This window comes from Acidovorax sp. sic0104 (genome assembly GCF_019219095.1).
Taxonomy (GTDB): domain Bacteria; phylum Pseudomonadota; class Gammaproteobacteria; order Burkholderiales; family Burkholderiaceae_C; genus Acidovorax.
This window is the reverse complement of sequence record NZ_JAHUWH010000001.1, coordinates 887674-903133: the sequence shown is the minus strand read 5'-3', so window position 1 is coordinate 903133 and position 15460 is coordinate 887674. Positions and strand designations below refer to the sequence as shown.

The following is a 15460-nucleotide window of genomic DNA, read 5'->3' as shown; positions in this document are numbered from 1 at the left end:
GCGCTTGTCTATCAAGCGGTAGCAGCCATTTTGGTTCGAATTTTGCCTTGCGGCGCTACTGGGGCAGCCTTCGTTGAGGCCCCGTTCCCACAATCTGTCGCACCACCCCCGCCCTCCGCCAGAGCACCCGTGGAACCGGCTCTGCCGGGCCACGGGGTGCGTCCCCCCTTTGGGGGGAAGGCGCCGAAGGCGACTCAGGGGGGTTACTTCAATCCAGGGATGCGCAGCTTCTGGCCCGGATAGATCTTGTCGGGGTGCGACAGCATGGGCTTGTTGGCCTCGAAGATCACCGGGTACTTGTTGGCGTCGCCATAGAACTTCTTGGCAATGGCCGAGAGCGTGTCGCCGCGCACCACGTCGTGGTACTGCGCCTCGGGTTCGGGGTTGGTCACGTCCATCAGGTTTTCCACGCTGGTCACGCTGGCCACGTTGCCGCAGCACAGGGTGACCTTTTCCTTGGCCGACTGCGTGGGGGCCGTGCCCTTCACGGTGACCTTGCCCTGCGTGCCGTCGAAGGCCACCTGCACGTTGCTGGCTCCCAGGTTCTGGGACGCGATGTAGGTCTCGATGGCCTTGGCTGCCTTGGCGTTGAGTTCATCCTGCGTGGGGGCTGCTGCCGTGGCCGCCTGGGCGTCCTTGCCGCCGAACAGTTTTTCGCCGGCTTCCTTGATGAAACTGAAAAGACCCATGTCGTACCTCCTGGAGTTGAACAAGAACGGGAGACCCACTTTAGCGGCAAAGTCGCCGCGCAGCGTGTCAGAAACGCGCGTGAAACGATTCCTGACAATGCGGCTGCCAGGCACCGAACAGCAGGTCATGTCTCGGCCGAAGCAGGTCGCGGGACAAAACTCAGGATAATCTGCTGCATGACTTTTCTGGCCATCGACGTCGGCAACACCCGCCTCAAATGGGCCTTGTACGACGCACCCCGCCCCGGGGCTGACTTGCTGGGCCACGGCGCTGAATTCCTGGACAACATCGACCGGTTGGCCGAGGGCAACTGGGCGCAGCTGGACCACCCTGACCGCATGCTGGGCTGCGTGGTGGCGGGCGACGCCGTCAAGCGCCGCGTGCAGGAGCAGATGGAGATCTGGGACGTGCAGCCCACCTGGGTGGTCTCCTCCGTGGAAGAGGCTGGCCTCATCAATGGCTACGACCACCCCACGCGCCTGGGCTCCGACCGCTGGGTGGCGATGGTGGGCGCGCGCCACCACGTGCTGCGCCAGGGGCCCGCACGGCCGCTGGTGGTGGTGATGGTGGGCACGGCGGTCACGGTGGAATGCATCGATGCGCAAGGCCGCTTCATGGGCGGGCTGATCCTGCCCGGGCACGGCATCATGCTGCGCGCGCTGGAGTCCGGCACGGCGGGCCTGCACGTGCCCACCGGCGAAGTGCGCCTTTTCCCCACCAACACCAGCGATGCGCTGACCAGCGGCGGCACCTACGCCATTGCCGGCGCGGTGGAACGCATGGTGCAGCACGTGATCCAGCACTGTGGCGAAGAGCCCGCCTGCCTCATGACCGGCGGCGCGGGCTGGAAGATGGCGCCCAGCATGACCCGTCCGTTCGAGCTGGTGGACAACCTGATCTTCGACGGGTTGCTGGAGATCGCCGCCCGGCGCTTCGGGGGCTGAGGGCGGTTTTTCCCCATCCCGAATCACGCAGTGGTTCGGGGCACGGGGAGGGCGCGAGGCGCCTTGGGGAGGTGCCCCCCACCTTACTCTTCCTCCAGTTCCGCGCGTGCCATTTCCACATCGAGCCGTTCCATGGCGTCGGCCGGCTCGCTGGCGGCGGCCTTTTCGTACAGCTGGGTGGCCTCCTTCATCTTCTTGTCGCCTTCGAGCATGACCAGCGCGTTGGCGTATTCGATCATCCCGATGGCCGAGCCAGGGTTGATCTTGAGCGCTTCCTGAAACAGCTTCAGGCCCGTGTCTTTCTTCGCGCCGTAGGTCATGCCGCCGATCAGCGAGCCCACCTTGTCGATCACTTCGGCGTGGAAGGCGCCCAGGGCGATGCGGGCGTCGGCATGTTTGGGCGACAGCGCGATGGCTTTCTCCAGTGAGTCCTTCACCTTGCCGCCCAGGCCCTGCGCCAGCGCCTTGGCCACGCTGATGCCCTGGCTGTAGCGGCCCAGTGCGTAGGCGTGCCAGTACCAGGCATTGGCGTTGCCGGGCTCCGCGGCGGCCTGCGCTTCGGCGCGCTCGGCCACCTGCATGAAGAGGTCGAGCCGGGTCTTTTCCTTGGGCTCGAGGTAATTGGCGTAGATCGCCGTGGCCTTGTTGGCGACGGTGATGCCGGCCCCGCCCGCGGCAATGCCGGCGGCGGCGGCCTTCTCGAAATCGCCGCTGTGGAACAGCGCCCAGGCGTCCAGCACGGCCGTGTCCTTGGGACAGGCTTCCGCATCGCCGGCGTGCAGGCGGGCCCATTGCTTCTTGACGCCCGCGGCGTCGAGCGGGTATTCACCAGCATGTGGGAAAGAGGTCCACTTGGGCATGGTCTGTGTCTCCTGAAGGTTCTTGTTGGTGAAATAGGTGGCTGGCTCTGTAGCGCTTTGGCGGTGGGCGCCGGTGTCAGCCGGGCGGTGTCGCGTAGGCCCCCACAAGTTCGAGCAGGTGTGCGCGTTGGCCTGCTTCCAGGTAGGGCATCAACAGGTTCAGCACATGGTGGGCGCCGCGCAGCAGCGCTGCCTGCGCGCTCTCGGGCTCCAGCGCCCGGCGCGGGTCGCGCACGTATTCGAAGCTGAGCCAGTAGGTCAGCACGACCACCATGCTGGTGGCGGTGGCCTCCAGTTCACGCGTGTCGATGTGCAGCGCGTCGGCGCGGCCCATGCCGTCGAGCATGGCGCGCACGGCGCGTGTCTTGTTCTTGAGGATGGCCTGGAAATGCGTCTCCAGGCGCCGGTTCTTGGACAGCAGGTCGTTGAGGTCGCGGTACAGAAAGCGGTACTGCCAGATCAGCTCGAACAGCGTGTGCATGAAGAACCACGCATCTTCCACGTTGCGCACGCCATCGGCGGCGGCGAGCAGCTCGGTCAGCGACTGTTCGTACCGGTCGAACAGTGCGTTGATCAGCTCGTCCTTGGCGGGGTAGTGGTAATACAGATTGCCGGGGCTGATGCGCAGCTCGGCGGAGATGAGGGTGGTGGAGACGTTGGGTTCGCCGAACCGGTTGAACAGGTCGAGCGTGACTTCCAGAATGCGTTCTGCGGTGCGTCGCGGCGCTTTCTTCACCATGTGGGCGGGCCCTCTTCGCGTCTATGGGGATCGGTATGTGCTTGTCTCTGGCGACACTCTAACCGAGCGGCAGATGCTGCATTGCATCAAATCTGATAGGCCATGCGCGGAGCGCTGCGCACGGGCCGCACGGCAAAACGGCCGGCACGCCAAGGCATGCCAGCCGTTTTCTTCTTTCGCTCTTCAGCGCAGGCGGATGGCCTGCGCCGTGGGATGCTGCGGCATCAGTTGGATGCTGCGGGCGCTGCCTTCTTCGCGGCGGCGCGTGGCTTGGCGGCGGCCTTCTTGGCCGGTGCTGCAGCGGCCTTGGCGGGCGCCTTCGTGGCAGCAGCCTTCTTGGCGGGGGCTGCCTTCTTCGTTGCTGCAGCCTTGGGGGCCGTCTTGCCCGTGCCCTTGGACAGGGCGTCGATGCGGGCGTTCAGGGCCTCGATGTCGCGGGCAGAAGGAACACCCAGCTTGGACAGGGCCTTGGCCACGCGGTCTTCGAAGATGTTTTCAAGCTTGTCCCACTGGCCCTGTGCCTTGGAGCCGATGTCGCTGGCCATGTTGGTCACGCGGCTGGTGGCTTCGGAGATCTTTTCCTCGGCGACGGCCTGGGTCTTGCGCTGGATGGTCAGGCCTTCCTTGACCAGGGCCTCGAACACCTTGCCGCCTTCTTCCTGTGCCTTGGAGAAGGCGCCCAGGCCGGCCAGCCAGATCTGCTGGGCGGAGTCCTTCACGGTACCGGACAGTTGGGCGTTGCTCTTCTTGTTGTCAGCGCTGAGTTTCTGCAGTTTCTTGACCATGGGGCCTCCGTCGATGAGATGGGTTGGGTTTGCCAGGGCAGGCTGCCTCTGGACGCCTGGCCGGACTGTACGCCGCACGGCGCGCAAGGTGTAGGCATCGGCTCCTAAAAGTGTAGAGCGCGCCGTCTACTGAGCGTGAACAGCCCGCCCTCAGCATCGGCGCGGGTTTCTGCTGAATCCGTGGGTGCAGCCCCTGGGCAAGAATCCGGCATTACACAGGAGTTTTCCATGCAGTATTTCGTGACGGGAGCAACGGGATTCATCGGCAAGCGGCTGGTCAAGAAGCTGCTGGAGCGCAAGGGGGCGGTGGTTCACTTCCTGATCCGCCGCGAAAGCGCTGACAAGGTGGCCGACCTGCGCAGCTTCTGGGGCGTGACGGCGGCGCGCGCCGTGCCGGTGTTCGGCGACCTCACCGCGAAGAAGCTGGGTGTTGCGGCAGAGGACATCAAGAAGCTCAAGGGCCAGATCGACCACTTCTACCACCTGGCCGCCGTGTACGACCTGGGCGCCGACGAAGAGACCCAGGTGGCGGTGAACATCGAAGGCACGCGCAACACGGTGGACCTGGCCCGGGCCATCGATGCCGGGCATTTCCACCATGTCTCGTCCATCGCGGCCGCCGGCCTGTACGAGGGCGTTTTCCGCGAGGACATGTTCGAGGAGGCCGAGGGCCTGGACCACCCATACTTCCAGACGAAGCACGAGAGCGAGAAGATCGTGCGCCAGGACTGCAAGGTGCCCTGGACGGTGTACCGCCCCGCCATGGTGGTGGGCGACAGCACGACCGGCGAGATGGACAAGGTCGACGGCCCGTACTACTTCTTCAAGCTCATCCAGCGCCTGCGCCAGCTGCTGCCGCCCTGGATGCCCACCGTGGGCCTGGAGGGCGGGCGCGTGAACATCGTGCCGGTGGACTTCGTGGTCAACGCGCTCAACGTCATCAGCCACCAGAAGGACATCACCAAGAAGTGCTACCACCTGGTGGACCCGGTGGGCTACCGCGTGGGCGACGTGCTGGACATCTTCAGCCGCGCCGCGCACGCGCCGCGCATGAACCTGTTCGTCAACGCCGCGCTGCTGGGCTTCATCCCCAAGAGCGTGAAGAAGAGCCTGATGGCGCTGGCGCCGGTGCGCCGCGTGCGCAACGCCGTCATGAAGGACCTGGGCCTGCCCGAGGACATGCTCACCTTCGTGAACTACCCCACGCGTTTCGACTGCCGCGAGACCCTGGCGGCGCTCAAGGGCTCGGGCGTGACCTGCCCCAACCTCAAGGACTACGCCTGGCGCCTGTGGGACTACTGGGAGCGCAACCTGGACCCCGAGCTGTTCATCGACCGCACCCTCAAGGGCACGGTGGGCGGCAAGGTGGTGCTGGTCACGGGGGGTTCCTCGGGCATCGGCCTGGCAGCCGCGCACAAGTTCGCCGAAGCGGGCGCCACCACGGTGATCTGCGGGCGCGACCAGGACAAGCTCGACGAGGCCTGTGCAGAAGCCCGGGCCAAGGGCTATGAGTTCATCGCCTACGCGGCCGACATCGCCGACATGGCCGACTGCGACCGCTTCGTGCAGCTCCTGATCGACAAGCACGGCGGCGTGGACTTCCTCATCAACAACGCGGGGCGCTCCATCCGCCGCGCCATCGAGTCGAGCTACGACCGCTTCCATGACTACGAGCGCACCATGCAGCTCAACTACTTCGGCTGCCTGCGCGTGACCATGGGCTTCCTGCCCGGCATGGTGGCCAAGCGCAAGGGCCATGTGGTGAACATCAGCTCCATCGGGGTGCTGACCAACGCGCCGCGCTTTTCGGCCTACGTGGCCAGCAAGGCAGCCCTGGATGCCTGGACGCGCTGCGCATCGAGCGAGTTCGCAGACCAGGGCATCACCTTCACCACCATCAACATGCCGCTGGTGCGCACGCCCATGATCGCGCCCACCAAGATCTACAACAACGTGCCCACCCTGAGCCCCGAGGAGGCGGCCGACATGATCGCGCAGGCCTGCATCTTCAAACCGGTTCGCATCGCCACGCGCCTGGGTATCACCGGGCAGATCCTGCACGCGCTGGTGCCGCGCGTGGCGCAGATCACGATGAACACGAGCTTTCGCATGTTCCCGGATTCCACTGCAGCCAAAGGGGATAAGAGCGCCAAGCCGCAGCTGTCGGCCGAAGCGGTGGCGTTGCAGCAGATGATGCGCGGCATCCACTTCTGAGCCTCGGCCACCCGCCCCGGCAGCACCGCGTTGCACTCTGTGACCGGGCGGCCGGGCAGGGTGGGATAATCGCCGGTTCTGCCGAGCTGGCATTTCACACAGCCCACCCTATGATTCTGGTTACCGGCGGCGCAGGTTTCATCGGCGCCAACTTCGTTCTTGACTGGCTTGCCGCCTCCGGCGAGCCCGTGGTCAACCTCGACAAGCTCACCTATGCGGGCAACCTGCACAACCTGGACGGCATCCAGGGCGACCCCCGCCACATCTTCGTGCAGGGCGATATCGGCGACACGGCCCTGCTGGCCCGCCTGTTGGCCGAGCACAAGCCGCGCGCGGTGGTCAACTTCGCGGCCGAATCGCACGTGGACCGTTCCATCCACGGGCCCGAGGACTTCATACAGACCAACATCGTGGGCTCGTTTCGCCTGCTTGAAGCCGTGCGCGCCTACTGGGGCGCGCTTCCCGAGGGCGAGCGCGCGGCCTTCCGCTTCCTGCACGTCTCCACCGACGAGGTGTACGGCTCGCTCGCGCCCACCGACCCCGCCTTCGCTGAGACACGCGGCTTCGAGCCCAACAGCCCCTACAGCGCCAGCAAAGCCGCCAGCGACCACCTGGTGCGCGCCTGGCACCACACCTACGGCCTGCCGGTGCTCACCACCAACTGCAGCAACAACTACGGGCCCTATCACTTCCCCGAGAAGCTGATCCCGCTGATGATCGTGAACGCCCTGGCGGGCAAGAACCTCCCGGTGTACGGCGACGGCATGCAGGTGCGCGACTGGCTGTATGTGAAGGACCACTGCAGCGCCATCCGCCGCGTGCTCGAAGCCGGTACCCCCGGCGAGACCTACAACGTGGGCGGCTGGAACGAGAAGCCCAACATCGAGATCGTGAACATGGTGTGCGGCCTGCTCGACGAGCTGCGCCCCCGCGCCGACGGCCAGAGCTACCGCACCCAGATCACCTACGTGAAGGACCGCCCCGGCCACGACCGCCGCTACGCCATCGATGCACGCAAGATCGAGCGCGAGCTGGGCTGGAAGCCCGCCGAAACCTTCGACACCGGCATCCGCAAGACCGTGCAGTGGTACCTCGAGCATGCCGAGTGGGTGGCCAACGTGCAAACGGGTGCGTACCGCGACTGGGTGGAGACCCAGTACGAGCAGCAGCCCACCCCCGCGGCGGACGCCCGCGCATGAACATCCTGCTGTTTGGCAAAGGCGGCCAGGTTGGCTGGGAGCTGCAGCGCAGCCTGTCCGTGCTGGGCACGGTCACGGCGCTGGACTTCGACAGCACCGAACACTGTGGGGACTTCGCGAACCCCGCCGGTGTGGCCGAGACGGTGCGTGCATTGCGTCCTGATGTCATCGTCAATGCCGCGGCCCATACCGCCGTGGACAAGGCCGAGAGCGAGGCCGATTTCGCCCGCACCCTGAATGCCACCACGCCCGGCGCCATCGCGCAGGAGGCTGCAAAGCTTGGCGCATGGCTCGTGCACTACAGCACCGACTACGTCTTTGACGGCAGCGGCAGCCGCCCCTGGGTCGAGACCGACGCGCCCGCACCCTTGAGCGTGTACGGCCGCACCAAGCTCGAGGGCGAGCAACTCATCGTCCAGGCGGGCCCCAGGCACCTCATCCTGCGCACCAGCTGGGTCTACGCTGCGCGCGGCGGCAACTTCGCCAAGACCATGCTGCGCCTGGCACAGGAGCGCGATCGCCTGACCGTGATCGACGACCAATGGGGGGCGCCCACGGGGGCCGACCTGCTGGCCGACGTGACGGCGCATGCACTGCGCCACCTGCAGCAGCGTCCGCAGGACGCAGGCCTGTACCACTGCGTCGCAGCCGGTGAAACGAACTGGAATGAGTACGCAAAATTCGTGATTGCGCAGGCGCAGCTTGCGCAGGCTGCTATCAAAATCAAAGCAAATGAGGTTGCGCCCGTCCCGACGAGCGCCTTCCCGACCCCAGCGGTGCGCCCGCACAACTCGCGCCTGAACACTGGCAAGCTGCAAGCCACCTTCGGCTTGCAGATGCCGCACTGGCAAGCCGGCGTGGCGCGCATGCTGGCTGAAATTCTCTGATCGGCACCCTCACATGACGCAACGCAAAGGCATCATCCTTGCCGGAGGCTCCGGTACCCGGCTGCACCCGGCCACCCTGGCCATCAGCAAGCAACTGCTGCCGGTGTACGACAAGCCCATGATCTACTACCCGCTGAGCACCCTGATGCTCGCGGGCATCCGTGACATCCTGGTCATCAGCACGCCGCAGGACACCCCGCGGTTTGAGCAGCTGCTGGGCGATGGCAGCCAGTGGGGCCTGAACCTGCAATATGCCGTGCAGCCCAGCCCGGATGGCTTGGCGCAGGCGTTCATCATCGGAGAGTCCTTCCTGGCCGGTGCACCCAGTGCGCTGGTGCTGGGCGACAACATCTTCTACGGACACGACTTCCACGAACTGCTGGGCAACGCTCAGCAGCGCACCCAGGGTGCCAGCGTGTTCGCCTACCACGTGCATGACCCGGAGCGCTACGGCGTGGCCGAGTTCGATGCCAGTGGCAAGGTGCTGTCGCTGGAGGAAAAGCCCGCGCAGCCCAAGAGCAGCTATGCCGTCACCGGCCTGTACTTCTACGACAGCCAGGTGGCGCAGATGGCCAAGGGCCTCAAGCCATCTCCCCGGGGCGAGCTGGAAATCACCGACCTGAACCGGCTGTACCTGGAGCAGGGGCAGCTGAATGTCGAGATCATGGGCCGCGGCTACGCGTGGCTGGACACAGGCACCCACGAAAGCCTGCTCGAGGCGAGCCAGTTCATCGCCACGCTGGAGCATCGCCAGGGCCTGAAGATCGCCTGCCCGGAAGAGATCGCCTGGCGCTCCCGGTGGATCGACAGCGCCCAGCTGGAGCGCCTGGCCCAGCCCCTGGCCAAGAATGGCTACGGGCAGTACCTCAAGCACCTGCTGAACGAAAAGGTTTATTGATCCGCCATGCAAGCAATACGGCAAGCCATTCCAGACGTCGTGCTGATCGAACCCAAGGTGTTCGGAGACAGCCGCGGGTTCTTCTACGAGAGCTTCAACGAGAAGGCCTTCCGGGAGGCCACGGGCGTGCAGCATGCGTTCGTGCAGGACAACCACAGCCGCAGCAGCAAGGGCGTGCTGCGCGGCCTGCACTACCAGCTGCCGCCCCGCGCCCAGGGCAAGCTGGTGCGCGTAGTGCGCGGCTCCGTCTTCGACGTCGCCGTCGACATCCGCAAGGGCTCCCCCACGTTCGGCCAATGGGTGGGCGCGCTGCTGACGGAGGACAACCACCGGCAGCTGTGGGTGCCACCGGGCCTGGCCCATGGCTTTCTCGTGCTGTCCGAGTCGGCGGATTTCCTCTACAAGACCACCGACTATTACAGCCCGGAGCATGAGCGCTGCATCCGCTGGGACGACCCTGCGATCGGCATTGACTGGCCGGCGCTGGACGTTGCGATCCAGCTCTCGGCGAAGGACCAGGCCGGGGTGCTGCTGGCCGAGGCAGACCTTTGAGCGTTTCTGTCGAGAGTGCGCCGCAGGCCGCACCAGCCAGCGCCGGGCAGCCCGCCGCTTTGCGGATAGCCATCCTGGGCGCACGCGGCATCCCGGCCAACTACGGCGGCTTCGAGACATTTGCCGAGCAACTGGCGACGCGGCTGGCGGCACGCGGGCACCAGGTCACCGTCTATGCGGAATGCGGCGACCAGCCGGTGGCCGACATCCTCTACCAGGGGGTGCGGGTAAGGTCCCGACGACGTCCCCGCTGGGGTCCGGCCTCGGTGCTGGCCTATGACAGCGCGTGTCTCTGGGACGCGCGCCGGGGGTACGACCTGGTGTACATGCTGGGCTACGGCGCTGCATGGGCCTGCTGGTGGCCCCGGGTGTACGGCGTGCCCGTCTGGATCAACGTGGATGGCCTGGAATGGGCGCGCAGCAAGTGGAGTTGGGCCGCGCGCACCTACTTGCGCTGCATGGAATGGGTGGCGGCCAAGGTGGCCACGCGCCTCATTGCCGATGCGCAGGCCATTGCGCAGAGGTTTCGCCAGACTTATCCGGGCGGGGCGCCCAGCAGCTTCATCGCCTATGGCGCGGACCTGGTGCAGGCCGGCGAGGCCGATCCCTCCTTGCTTGCGGCATGGGGGCTCGAGCCCCATCGCTACATGCTGGTCGTGGCGCGGCCCGAGCCCGAAAACCACATCCTGGAGATCGTGCAGGGGTATGTGCGGCACGCAGGCGCATGGCCGCTGGTGGTGGTAGGTGACGTGTCTGGCAACACACCTTACCAGCGGCAGTTGAAGGCACTGGCGAGTGACAAGGTGCGCTTTGTGGGCGGCATCTACGACGCCGAGCAGCTCAAGAGCCTGCGCGTGCACGCCGCATGCTATCTGCATGGCCACTCGGTGGGCGGCACCAACCCTTCGCTGCTGGAGGCGCTGGCCTGTGGCAACTGGGTGATCGCGCACGACAACCCCTACAACCGCGAGGTGGCGCGCGATGCCGCCGAGTACTTCAGCACGCCGGAGCAACTGGCCCGCAGCCTGGACCGCCTGGTGAGCGAAGGGGCCGCCCTTCAGTCCCAGCGTGCCCGGCGCTCGCGCGAGATCGTCGCGACCCACTACACCTGGGAAGGCATCACGGACGCCTACGAAGCGCTGATGCATGCGCAATGCCGACCCGCGCGAGAGGCCGCGCCGTGAGGAAGGCGGGCCCCCGCGCATGCGCAGGCGCGCGCTGCCGCTGCGGGTACGGCGCAGGGAGCCGGTGCGCATGAGTGCGGCATTGGTCGATGTGCTGCTGGCCACCTACAACGGTGCGAAGTACCTGGAGGCGCAGCTCGATTCCATCCTGGCGCAGACGCACCAGGCATTCCGCATCCTGGTGAGCGACGACGGCTCGTCGGATGCGACCCCGCAGATCCTGCGGCGCTACCAGGCGCGCCTGGGCGAGCGCCTGGTGCTGGTGCCCAACCCGTCCGCCGGGTCAGGGGTGGTCCGCAATTTTGGCAACCTGATGCAGGCCAGCCTGGACCACGGCGTGGCGCAGTGGGCGGTTTTTGCCGATCAGGACGACGTCTGGCTGCCCGAAAAGATCGCTTCGCTGTGGCGCGAGATGGTGCGGATCGAAGGCGACAGCGGGGCGGCTGCCCTGCCATGCCTGGTCCATTCGGACCTCACGGTGGTGGACGAAGGCTTGCGCGTGCTCTCGCCGTCCTTTGCTCGGTACCAGCGGATGGACCCCGCAGACTGCTCCGATGTGTCGCTGCTGAGCGTGAACCAGGTCACGGGCTGCACCATGATGGTCAACCGCACTTTGCTGCAGCTGGCCCTGCCGCTCCCGGCGGAGACCATCATGCACGACTGGTGGTGTGCCCTCATCAGCAGCAGTGGTCGCCGGTCGTACATCGACACCCCCTTGATCCTGTACCGGCAGCATGGCGCCAACCAGCTGGGCGCGAAGGACCGGGGCCTGAGGACCCGCCTCAGGCGCATGGTCACGGACGGCCCCGGGGTCGTGCGCAGGGTCCGCGAACTGGGCCGCGCCACCCGCCTGCAGTCCGAGGCCTTGCTCGGGCGCCTGCGCGTGCAGGGGGCGGACGGGGCCTACGTGTCAAAATATCTTTCCTGGAGAGCCCGTCCGTTATGGGTGAGGCTGGCGGGGTATCGCCATTATTATTTCGGCCCCGAGCTGGACCGGCTGAGCCGCTGTTTGCTGTGGTTTTAGCGGTGTCTCACACCTGAATATCGACAAGTCCAGAATTTCTGGTTCGGAATTATGCAAAGGCGCAGGTCATGAAATCCTCGGCTGAAACAATTGAAATGGAACGCGTTGAAGCCGTCGCGCCCAAGCTGGGGGAGATGCTGCTGGCCGAGCAAAAGCTCTCGCGCAATGACCTCGACCGGGCGCTGGAAGTGCAGCGGTCCATGGGCGGGCGCCTGGGCCGCCTCCTCATCAGCCTGGGGCTGGTGTCCGAAGTCGATGTCTACGGTGCGCTGGCGCGCCAGGCGGCGCTGCCTCTGGTGCGCCAGGATGCGTTTCCCAAGGAGAAGCCTTCCACGCCTTTGCTGAACACCAGCTTCCTGCTCGCCCACAACCTGTTGCCCCTCGGGGATGCACTGGCCGAAGACGCGTTGCCAGACTTTGCCTCGGTAGACCCGCGGGATGCCCAGCTCCAGAGCGCCTTGCGCCTGGTCTTTGGCAGCCTGCCGCGCATCGCGTTCGGGCTTGAATCGGAGATATCCAGCCAGCTGAACGAGTGGTACCTGCAGGATGCGGCTCAGGACGAGGAAGCCCTGGGCGACCAGCCCGAGGCATCGGAATTCATAGAGCACCTGCGCGACATGGCGTCCGAGGCGCCCATCATCCAGCGCGTGAGCCAGATCCTGGCGCAGGCCGTGGCCGCGCAGGCGTCGGACATCCACATCGAGACCTACGAGGAAAAATCGGTGGTGCGCATCCGGGTGGACGGAGAGATCTTTCCCATCGACGAGATCGACAACAAGGACGCGCCCGCCGTCGTTTCGCGCATCAAGATCCTGTCGCAGCTGGACATCGCGGAGCGGCGCATGCCCCAGGACGGCCGCACCAAGCTGCGTGTGCATGGCAAGGAAATGGACGCACGGGTGTCGACCATTCCCACCATGTTCGGCGAATCGGTGGTCATGCGGCTTCTGGAGAAGAACTTCGACCTGCTCTCCCTGGAAAGCCTGAACTTCACACCGCCCACGCTGAAGGCGATGCGCGAGATGCTCAGCGTGCCGCACGGGATCTTCCTGGTGACGGGGCCCACGGGCTCGGGCAAGTCCACCACGCTGTACGCATCGATGCAGGAGCTGGAAGGCGAGAACCTGAAGATCCTGACCGTGGAGGACCCGGTGGAATACCGCCTGCAGTGGCTCAACCAGGTGCAGGTGCAGCCCCAGATCGGCCTGACCTTCGCCAAGGCGCTGCGCTCCTTCCTGCGCCAGGATCCCGATGTGATCATGATCGGGGAAATGCGCGACGGCGAGACCGCCGAGATCGCCGTGCAGGCCGCCCTCACGGGGCATCTGGTTCTCTCGACCCTGCACACCAACAGTGCGCTGGGCGCCATCGTCCGCCTCATCAACATGGGGGTCGAGCCATACCTCATCACCGCGTCCCTGGTGGGTGTTCTGGCGCAGCGGCTGGTGCGCAAGCTGTGCGCCGAGTGCAAGGCGCCGCTGTCGCCCGAGCAGTCGCAGGCCGCAGCCGCATCGCTGGGTGTGGCCGCGCCACCCGGGCAATTGCTGTACCGTGCCGTCGGCTGCCCCGCGTGCCGCGGCACGGGCTACCGCGGACGGGTGGCCGTGCATGAGTTGCTCGTCCTGACGGACGAGGTGAAGAAGGTCGTGCTGGAGAAGGGTTCGTCCCTTGGCAATGACGGCGGGGCCTATGCCGGGGGGAACTTGTTGCAGGATGGCGCCACCAAGGTCTTCAAGGGTCTGACGACCGCAGAGGAAGTGTTGCGCGTCGCTCGTCAAAATGATTGATTTTCAATACGATGGTGTGATGGCCGACGGCAAGGCCTGCCAGGGGTCCATCCGTGCGCCCAACGAGGAGACCGCGCGCTTGCGCCTGCTCGGCCAGGGCGTGACACCGGTGCGCATTGCGGACGCGGCTGGCGCCGTTTCGCAGGACACGCCACAGGGCCGCAGCGCAAGACTCACCCGAGCGGACATCCTCCTGTTCAGCCGCGAGATGGCCCACCTGAAGCAGGCGAACATGCCGTTGGACAAGGCGCTGGCCATGCTCAAGGAAACGGCCGATTCCGACCGCCTGAAAGTCTTCATCTCCAGGGTGGAAGAAGGCGTGCGCGGCGGCAAGTCTCTGTATCAGTCGCTGCTGCCCTTCGAGCGCGACCTGGGCCGCCAGTACCTGGTGCTGATCCGTGCGGGGGAAACCTCGGGCTCGCTGCATGTGGTCATGAAGGAGCTGACGGTGCAGCTGGAGGCCGCCGACAAGCTGCGCAACTACGTCATCTCGTCGATGACCTACCCGGTCATTCTGCTGGTGGTGGCTGTGCTGTCCGTCGTGCTGCTGCTGGCTTTCGTGGTGCCGCAGTTCCGTGAGATCTTCGACTCCATGGGGGACAAGCTGCCTTACACGACCCGCCTCGTGGTGAACATGAGCGATGCGATCCGCTCGCACTGGATGGCCATCATGCTGGCGGTGACGGCGGTTCTGTACCTGGGCTCGCGCTGGGCCGTGACTGAGGGCGGGCGCCTGCGCCTGGACAGCCTGCTGCTGGACCTGCCGCTTTTTGGCAAGGTTCTGCGCAACCTGCAGTTTGCGGTCTACTTCAGGACCTTCGGTATCCTGCTGCAGCGCGGCGTTCCCATCGTGGATGCCTTGCGCATCGCGGTCGATACACTGACCAACACCGCCCTGCGCAAGGACATCGAGCCCCTGGTCGCGCTGGTGAAGGCCGGCAAGCGGCTTTCCTCCGGGTTTGTCTCGCCCTATCTGGGCAAGTCCAGCACCCCGCAACTGATCCGGGTGGCGGAAGAAACAGGGCAGCTCGACGTGACGCTGCTGGGCCTGGCGGACCGCTATGAGGACGAAGGCCGGCGCACCATGGGCCGGGTGCTGGCCGCCGTGGAGCCCTTGATCATTATCGTGCTGGGCGCTTTGGTTGCATTTATCATTATTGCCATCCTGGGCGGTGTATTGTCGATTAATGACACCATCTAGATTTTCATATTTCGATTGTCAAAGAATATCCATGAATATCCCGAATATCTCCAATATCAAGCAATCCATGCAGTCCCGCCGTTCCAGGGGTTTCACCCTGATCGAATTGCTGGTGGTGCTGGTGATCCTGACGCTGCTCGCAGGCCTGGTTGGCCCCAAGGTGCTTGACCAGCTGGGCGGCGCCAAATCCAAGACGGCCAAGATCCAGATCTCCGAGATCGAGCAAAGCCTGGACCTCTTCAAGCTGGACGTGGGCCGCTACCCCAATGACGCCGAAGGCCTGCGCGCGCTGGTGGAGAAACCTGCCACTGCGCAGGGCTGGACGGCGCCCTATCTCAAGAAGGGCCTGCCCACCGATCCATGGGGTGCCGCCTACCTGTACAAGAACCCCGGCCGCAACGGTGGTCCGGACGTGTTCTCCCTGGGGGCCGACGGCAAGCCCGGGGGCGACGGCGAAAACGCTGACGTCTACAACTGACCGAGCGTCGGGGTGCAA

General features: G+C 65.6%; 15 protein-coding genes. 11 read left to right on the top strand and 4 right to left on the bottom strand.

Translation table 11 applies throughout. From position 1 onward, the window contains the following. Positions 1 to 203: 203 nt before the first annotated feature. Complete coding sequence (lysM, locus tag KW835_RS04125; RefSeq protein WP_218380982.1) at positions 204 to 689, bottom strand: peptidoglycan-binding protein LysM; 486 nt, start codon at positions 687 to 689, stop codon at positions 204 to 206. Between the two features lie 177 nt (positions 690 to 866). Here lysM and KW835_RS04120 point away from each other — a divergent pair, with 177 nt between their 5' ends. Further along, positions 867 to 1634, top strand: a complete 768-nt coding sequence (locus KW835_RS04120) for a type III pantothenate kinase (RefSeq protein ID WP_218380981.1) — start codon at positions 867 to 869, stop codon at positions 1632 to 1634. Positions 1635 to 1717: 83 nt separating this feature from the next. Here the strand turns inward: KW835_RS04120 and KW835_RS04115 are convergent, their stop codons facing one another. The 3 genes from KW835_RS04115 to KW835_RS04105 all read right to left on the bottom strand — a co-directional run bounded on the left by KW835_RS04115 (position 1718) and on the right by KW835_RS04105 (position 4018). Beyond that, positions 1718 to 2494, bottom strand: a complete 777-nt coding sequence (locus tag KW835_RS04115; RefSeq protein ID WP_218380980.1) for a hypothetical protein — start codon at positions 2492 to 2494, stop codon at positions 1718 to 1720. Between the two features lie 76 nt (positions 2495 to 2570). Next, positions 2571 to 3233, bottom strand: coding sequence for a TetR/AcrR family transcriptional regulator (locus KW835_RS04110; RefSeq protein ID WP_218380979.1), 663 nt, complete (start codon positions 3231 to 3233; stop codon positions 2571 to 2573). A 224-nt stretch (positions 3234 to 3457) separates the two neighbouring features. Further along, positions 3458 to 4018: a phasin family protein gene (locus tag KW835_RS04105; RefSeq protein ID WP_218380978.1), complete on the bottom strand. Its 561-nt coding sequence runs from the start codon at positions 4016 to 4018 to the stop codon at positions 3458 to 3460. Between the two features lie 228 nt (positions 4019 to 4246). Here KW835_RS04105 and KW835_RS04100 point away from each other — a divergent pair, with 228 nt between their 5' ends. From KW835_RS04100 to gspG, 10 genes are all read left to right on the top strand, one after another. Then, complete coding sequence (locus KW835_RS04100) at positions 4247 to 6232, top strand: SDR family oxidoreductase (RefSeq protein WP_218380977.1); 1986 nt, start codon at positions 4247 to 4249, stop codon at positions 6230 to 6232. Between the two features lie 110 nt (positions 6233 to 6342). Next, positions 6343 to 7431 carry a dTDP-glucose 4,6-dehydratase gene (gene rfbB, locus KW835_RS04095; RefSeq protein WP_218380976.1) on the top strand — a complete coding sequence of 363 codons (1089 nt, stop codon included), beginning with the start codon at positions 6343 to 6345 and terminating at the stop codon, positions 7429 to 7431. Beyond that, the gene (gene rfbD, locus KW835_RS04090; protein ID WP_218380975.1) at positions 7428 to 8318 is read left to right on the top strand and encodes a dTDP-4-dehydrorhamnose reductase; all 891 of its coding nucleotides are present in this window, start codon (positions 7428 to 7430) and stop codon (positions 8316 to 8318) included. Before rfbB ends, rfbD begins: the two co-directional genes overlap by 4 nt. Positions 8319 to 8331: 13 nt before the next feature. After that, on the top strand, positions 8332 to 9216 hold the full coding sequence (gene rfbA / locus KW835_RS04085) for a glucose-1-phosphate thymidylyltransferase RfbA (protein ID WP_218380974.1): 885 nt from the start codon (positions 8332 to 8334) through the stop codon (positions 9214 to 9216). A 6-nt stretch (positions 9217 to 9222) separates the two neighbouring features. Next, positions 9223 to 9768: a dTDP-4-dehydrorhamnose 3,5-epimerase gene (gene rfbC, locus KW835_RS04080; RefSeq protein WP_218380973.1), complete on the top strand. Its 546-nt coding sequence runs from the start codon at positions 9223 to 9225 to the stop codon at positions 9766 to 9768. Further along, entirely contained in the window at positions 9765 to 10952 is a 1188-nt protein-coding gene (locus KW835_RS04075) for a DUF1972 domain-containing protein (RefSeq protein ID WP_218380972.1), read from the top strand. Before rfbC ends, KW835_RS04075 begins: the two co-directional genes overlap by 4 nt. Positions 10953 to 11022: 70 nt before the next feature. Beyond that, the gene (locus KW835_RS04070; protein WP_218380971.1) at positions 11023 to 11976 is read left to right on the top strand and encodes a glycosyltransferase family 2 protein; all 954 of its coding nucleotides are present in this window, start codon (positions 11023 to 11025) and stop codon (positions 11974 to 11976) included. 68 nt (positions 11977 to 12044) lie between these two features. Continuing rightward, positions 12045 to 13763, top strand: a complete 1719-nt coding sequence (locus KW835_RS04065) for a GspE/PulE family protein (protein ID WP_218380970.1) — start codon at positions 12045 to 12047, stop codon at positions 13761 to 13763. Then, positions 13756 to 14964 carry a type II secretion system F family protein gene (locus KW835_RS04060; RefSeq protein WP_218380969.1) on the top strand — a complete coding sequence of 403 codons (1209 nt, stop codon included), beginning with the start codon at positions 13756 to 13758 and terminating at the stop codon, positions 14962 to 14964. Before KW835_RS04065 ends, KW835_RS04060 begins: the two co-directional genes overlap by 8 nt. A gap of 31 nt (positions 14965 to 14995) precedes the next feature. Then, on the top strand, positions 14996 to 15442 hold the full coding sequence (gspG, locus tag KW835_RS04055; RefSeq protein ID WP_255593231.1) for a type II secretion system major pseudopilin GspG: 447 nt from the start codon (positions 14996 to 14998) through the stop codon (positions 15440 to 15442). The last annotated feature ends 18 nt before the right edge of the window (positions 15443 to 15460 follow it).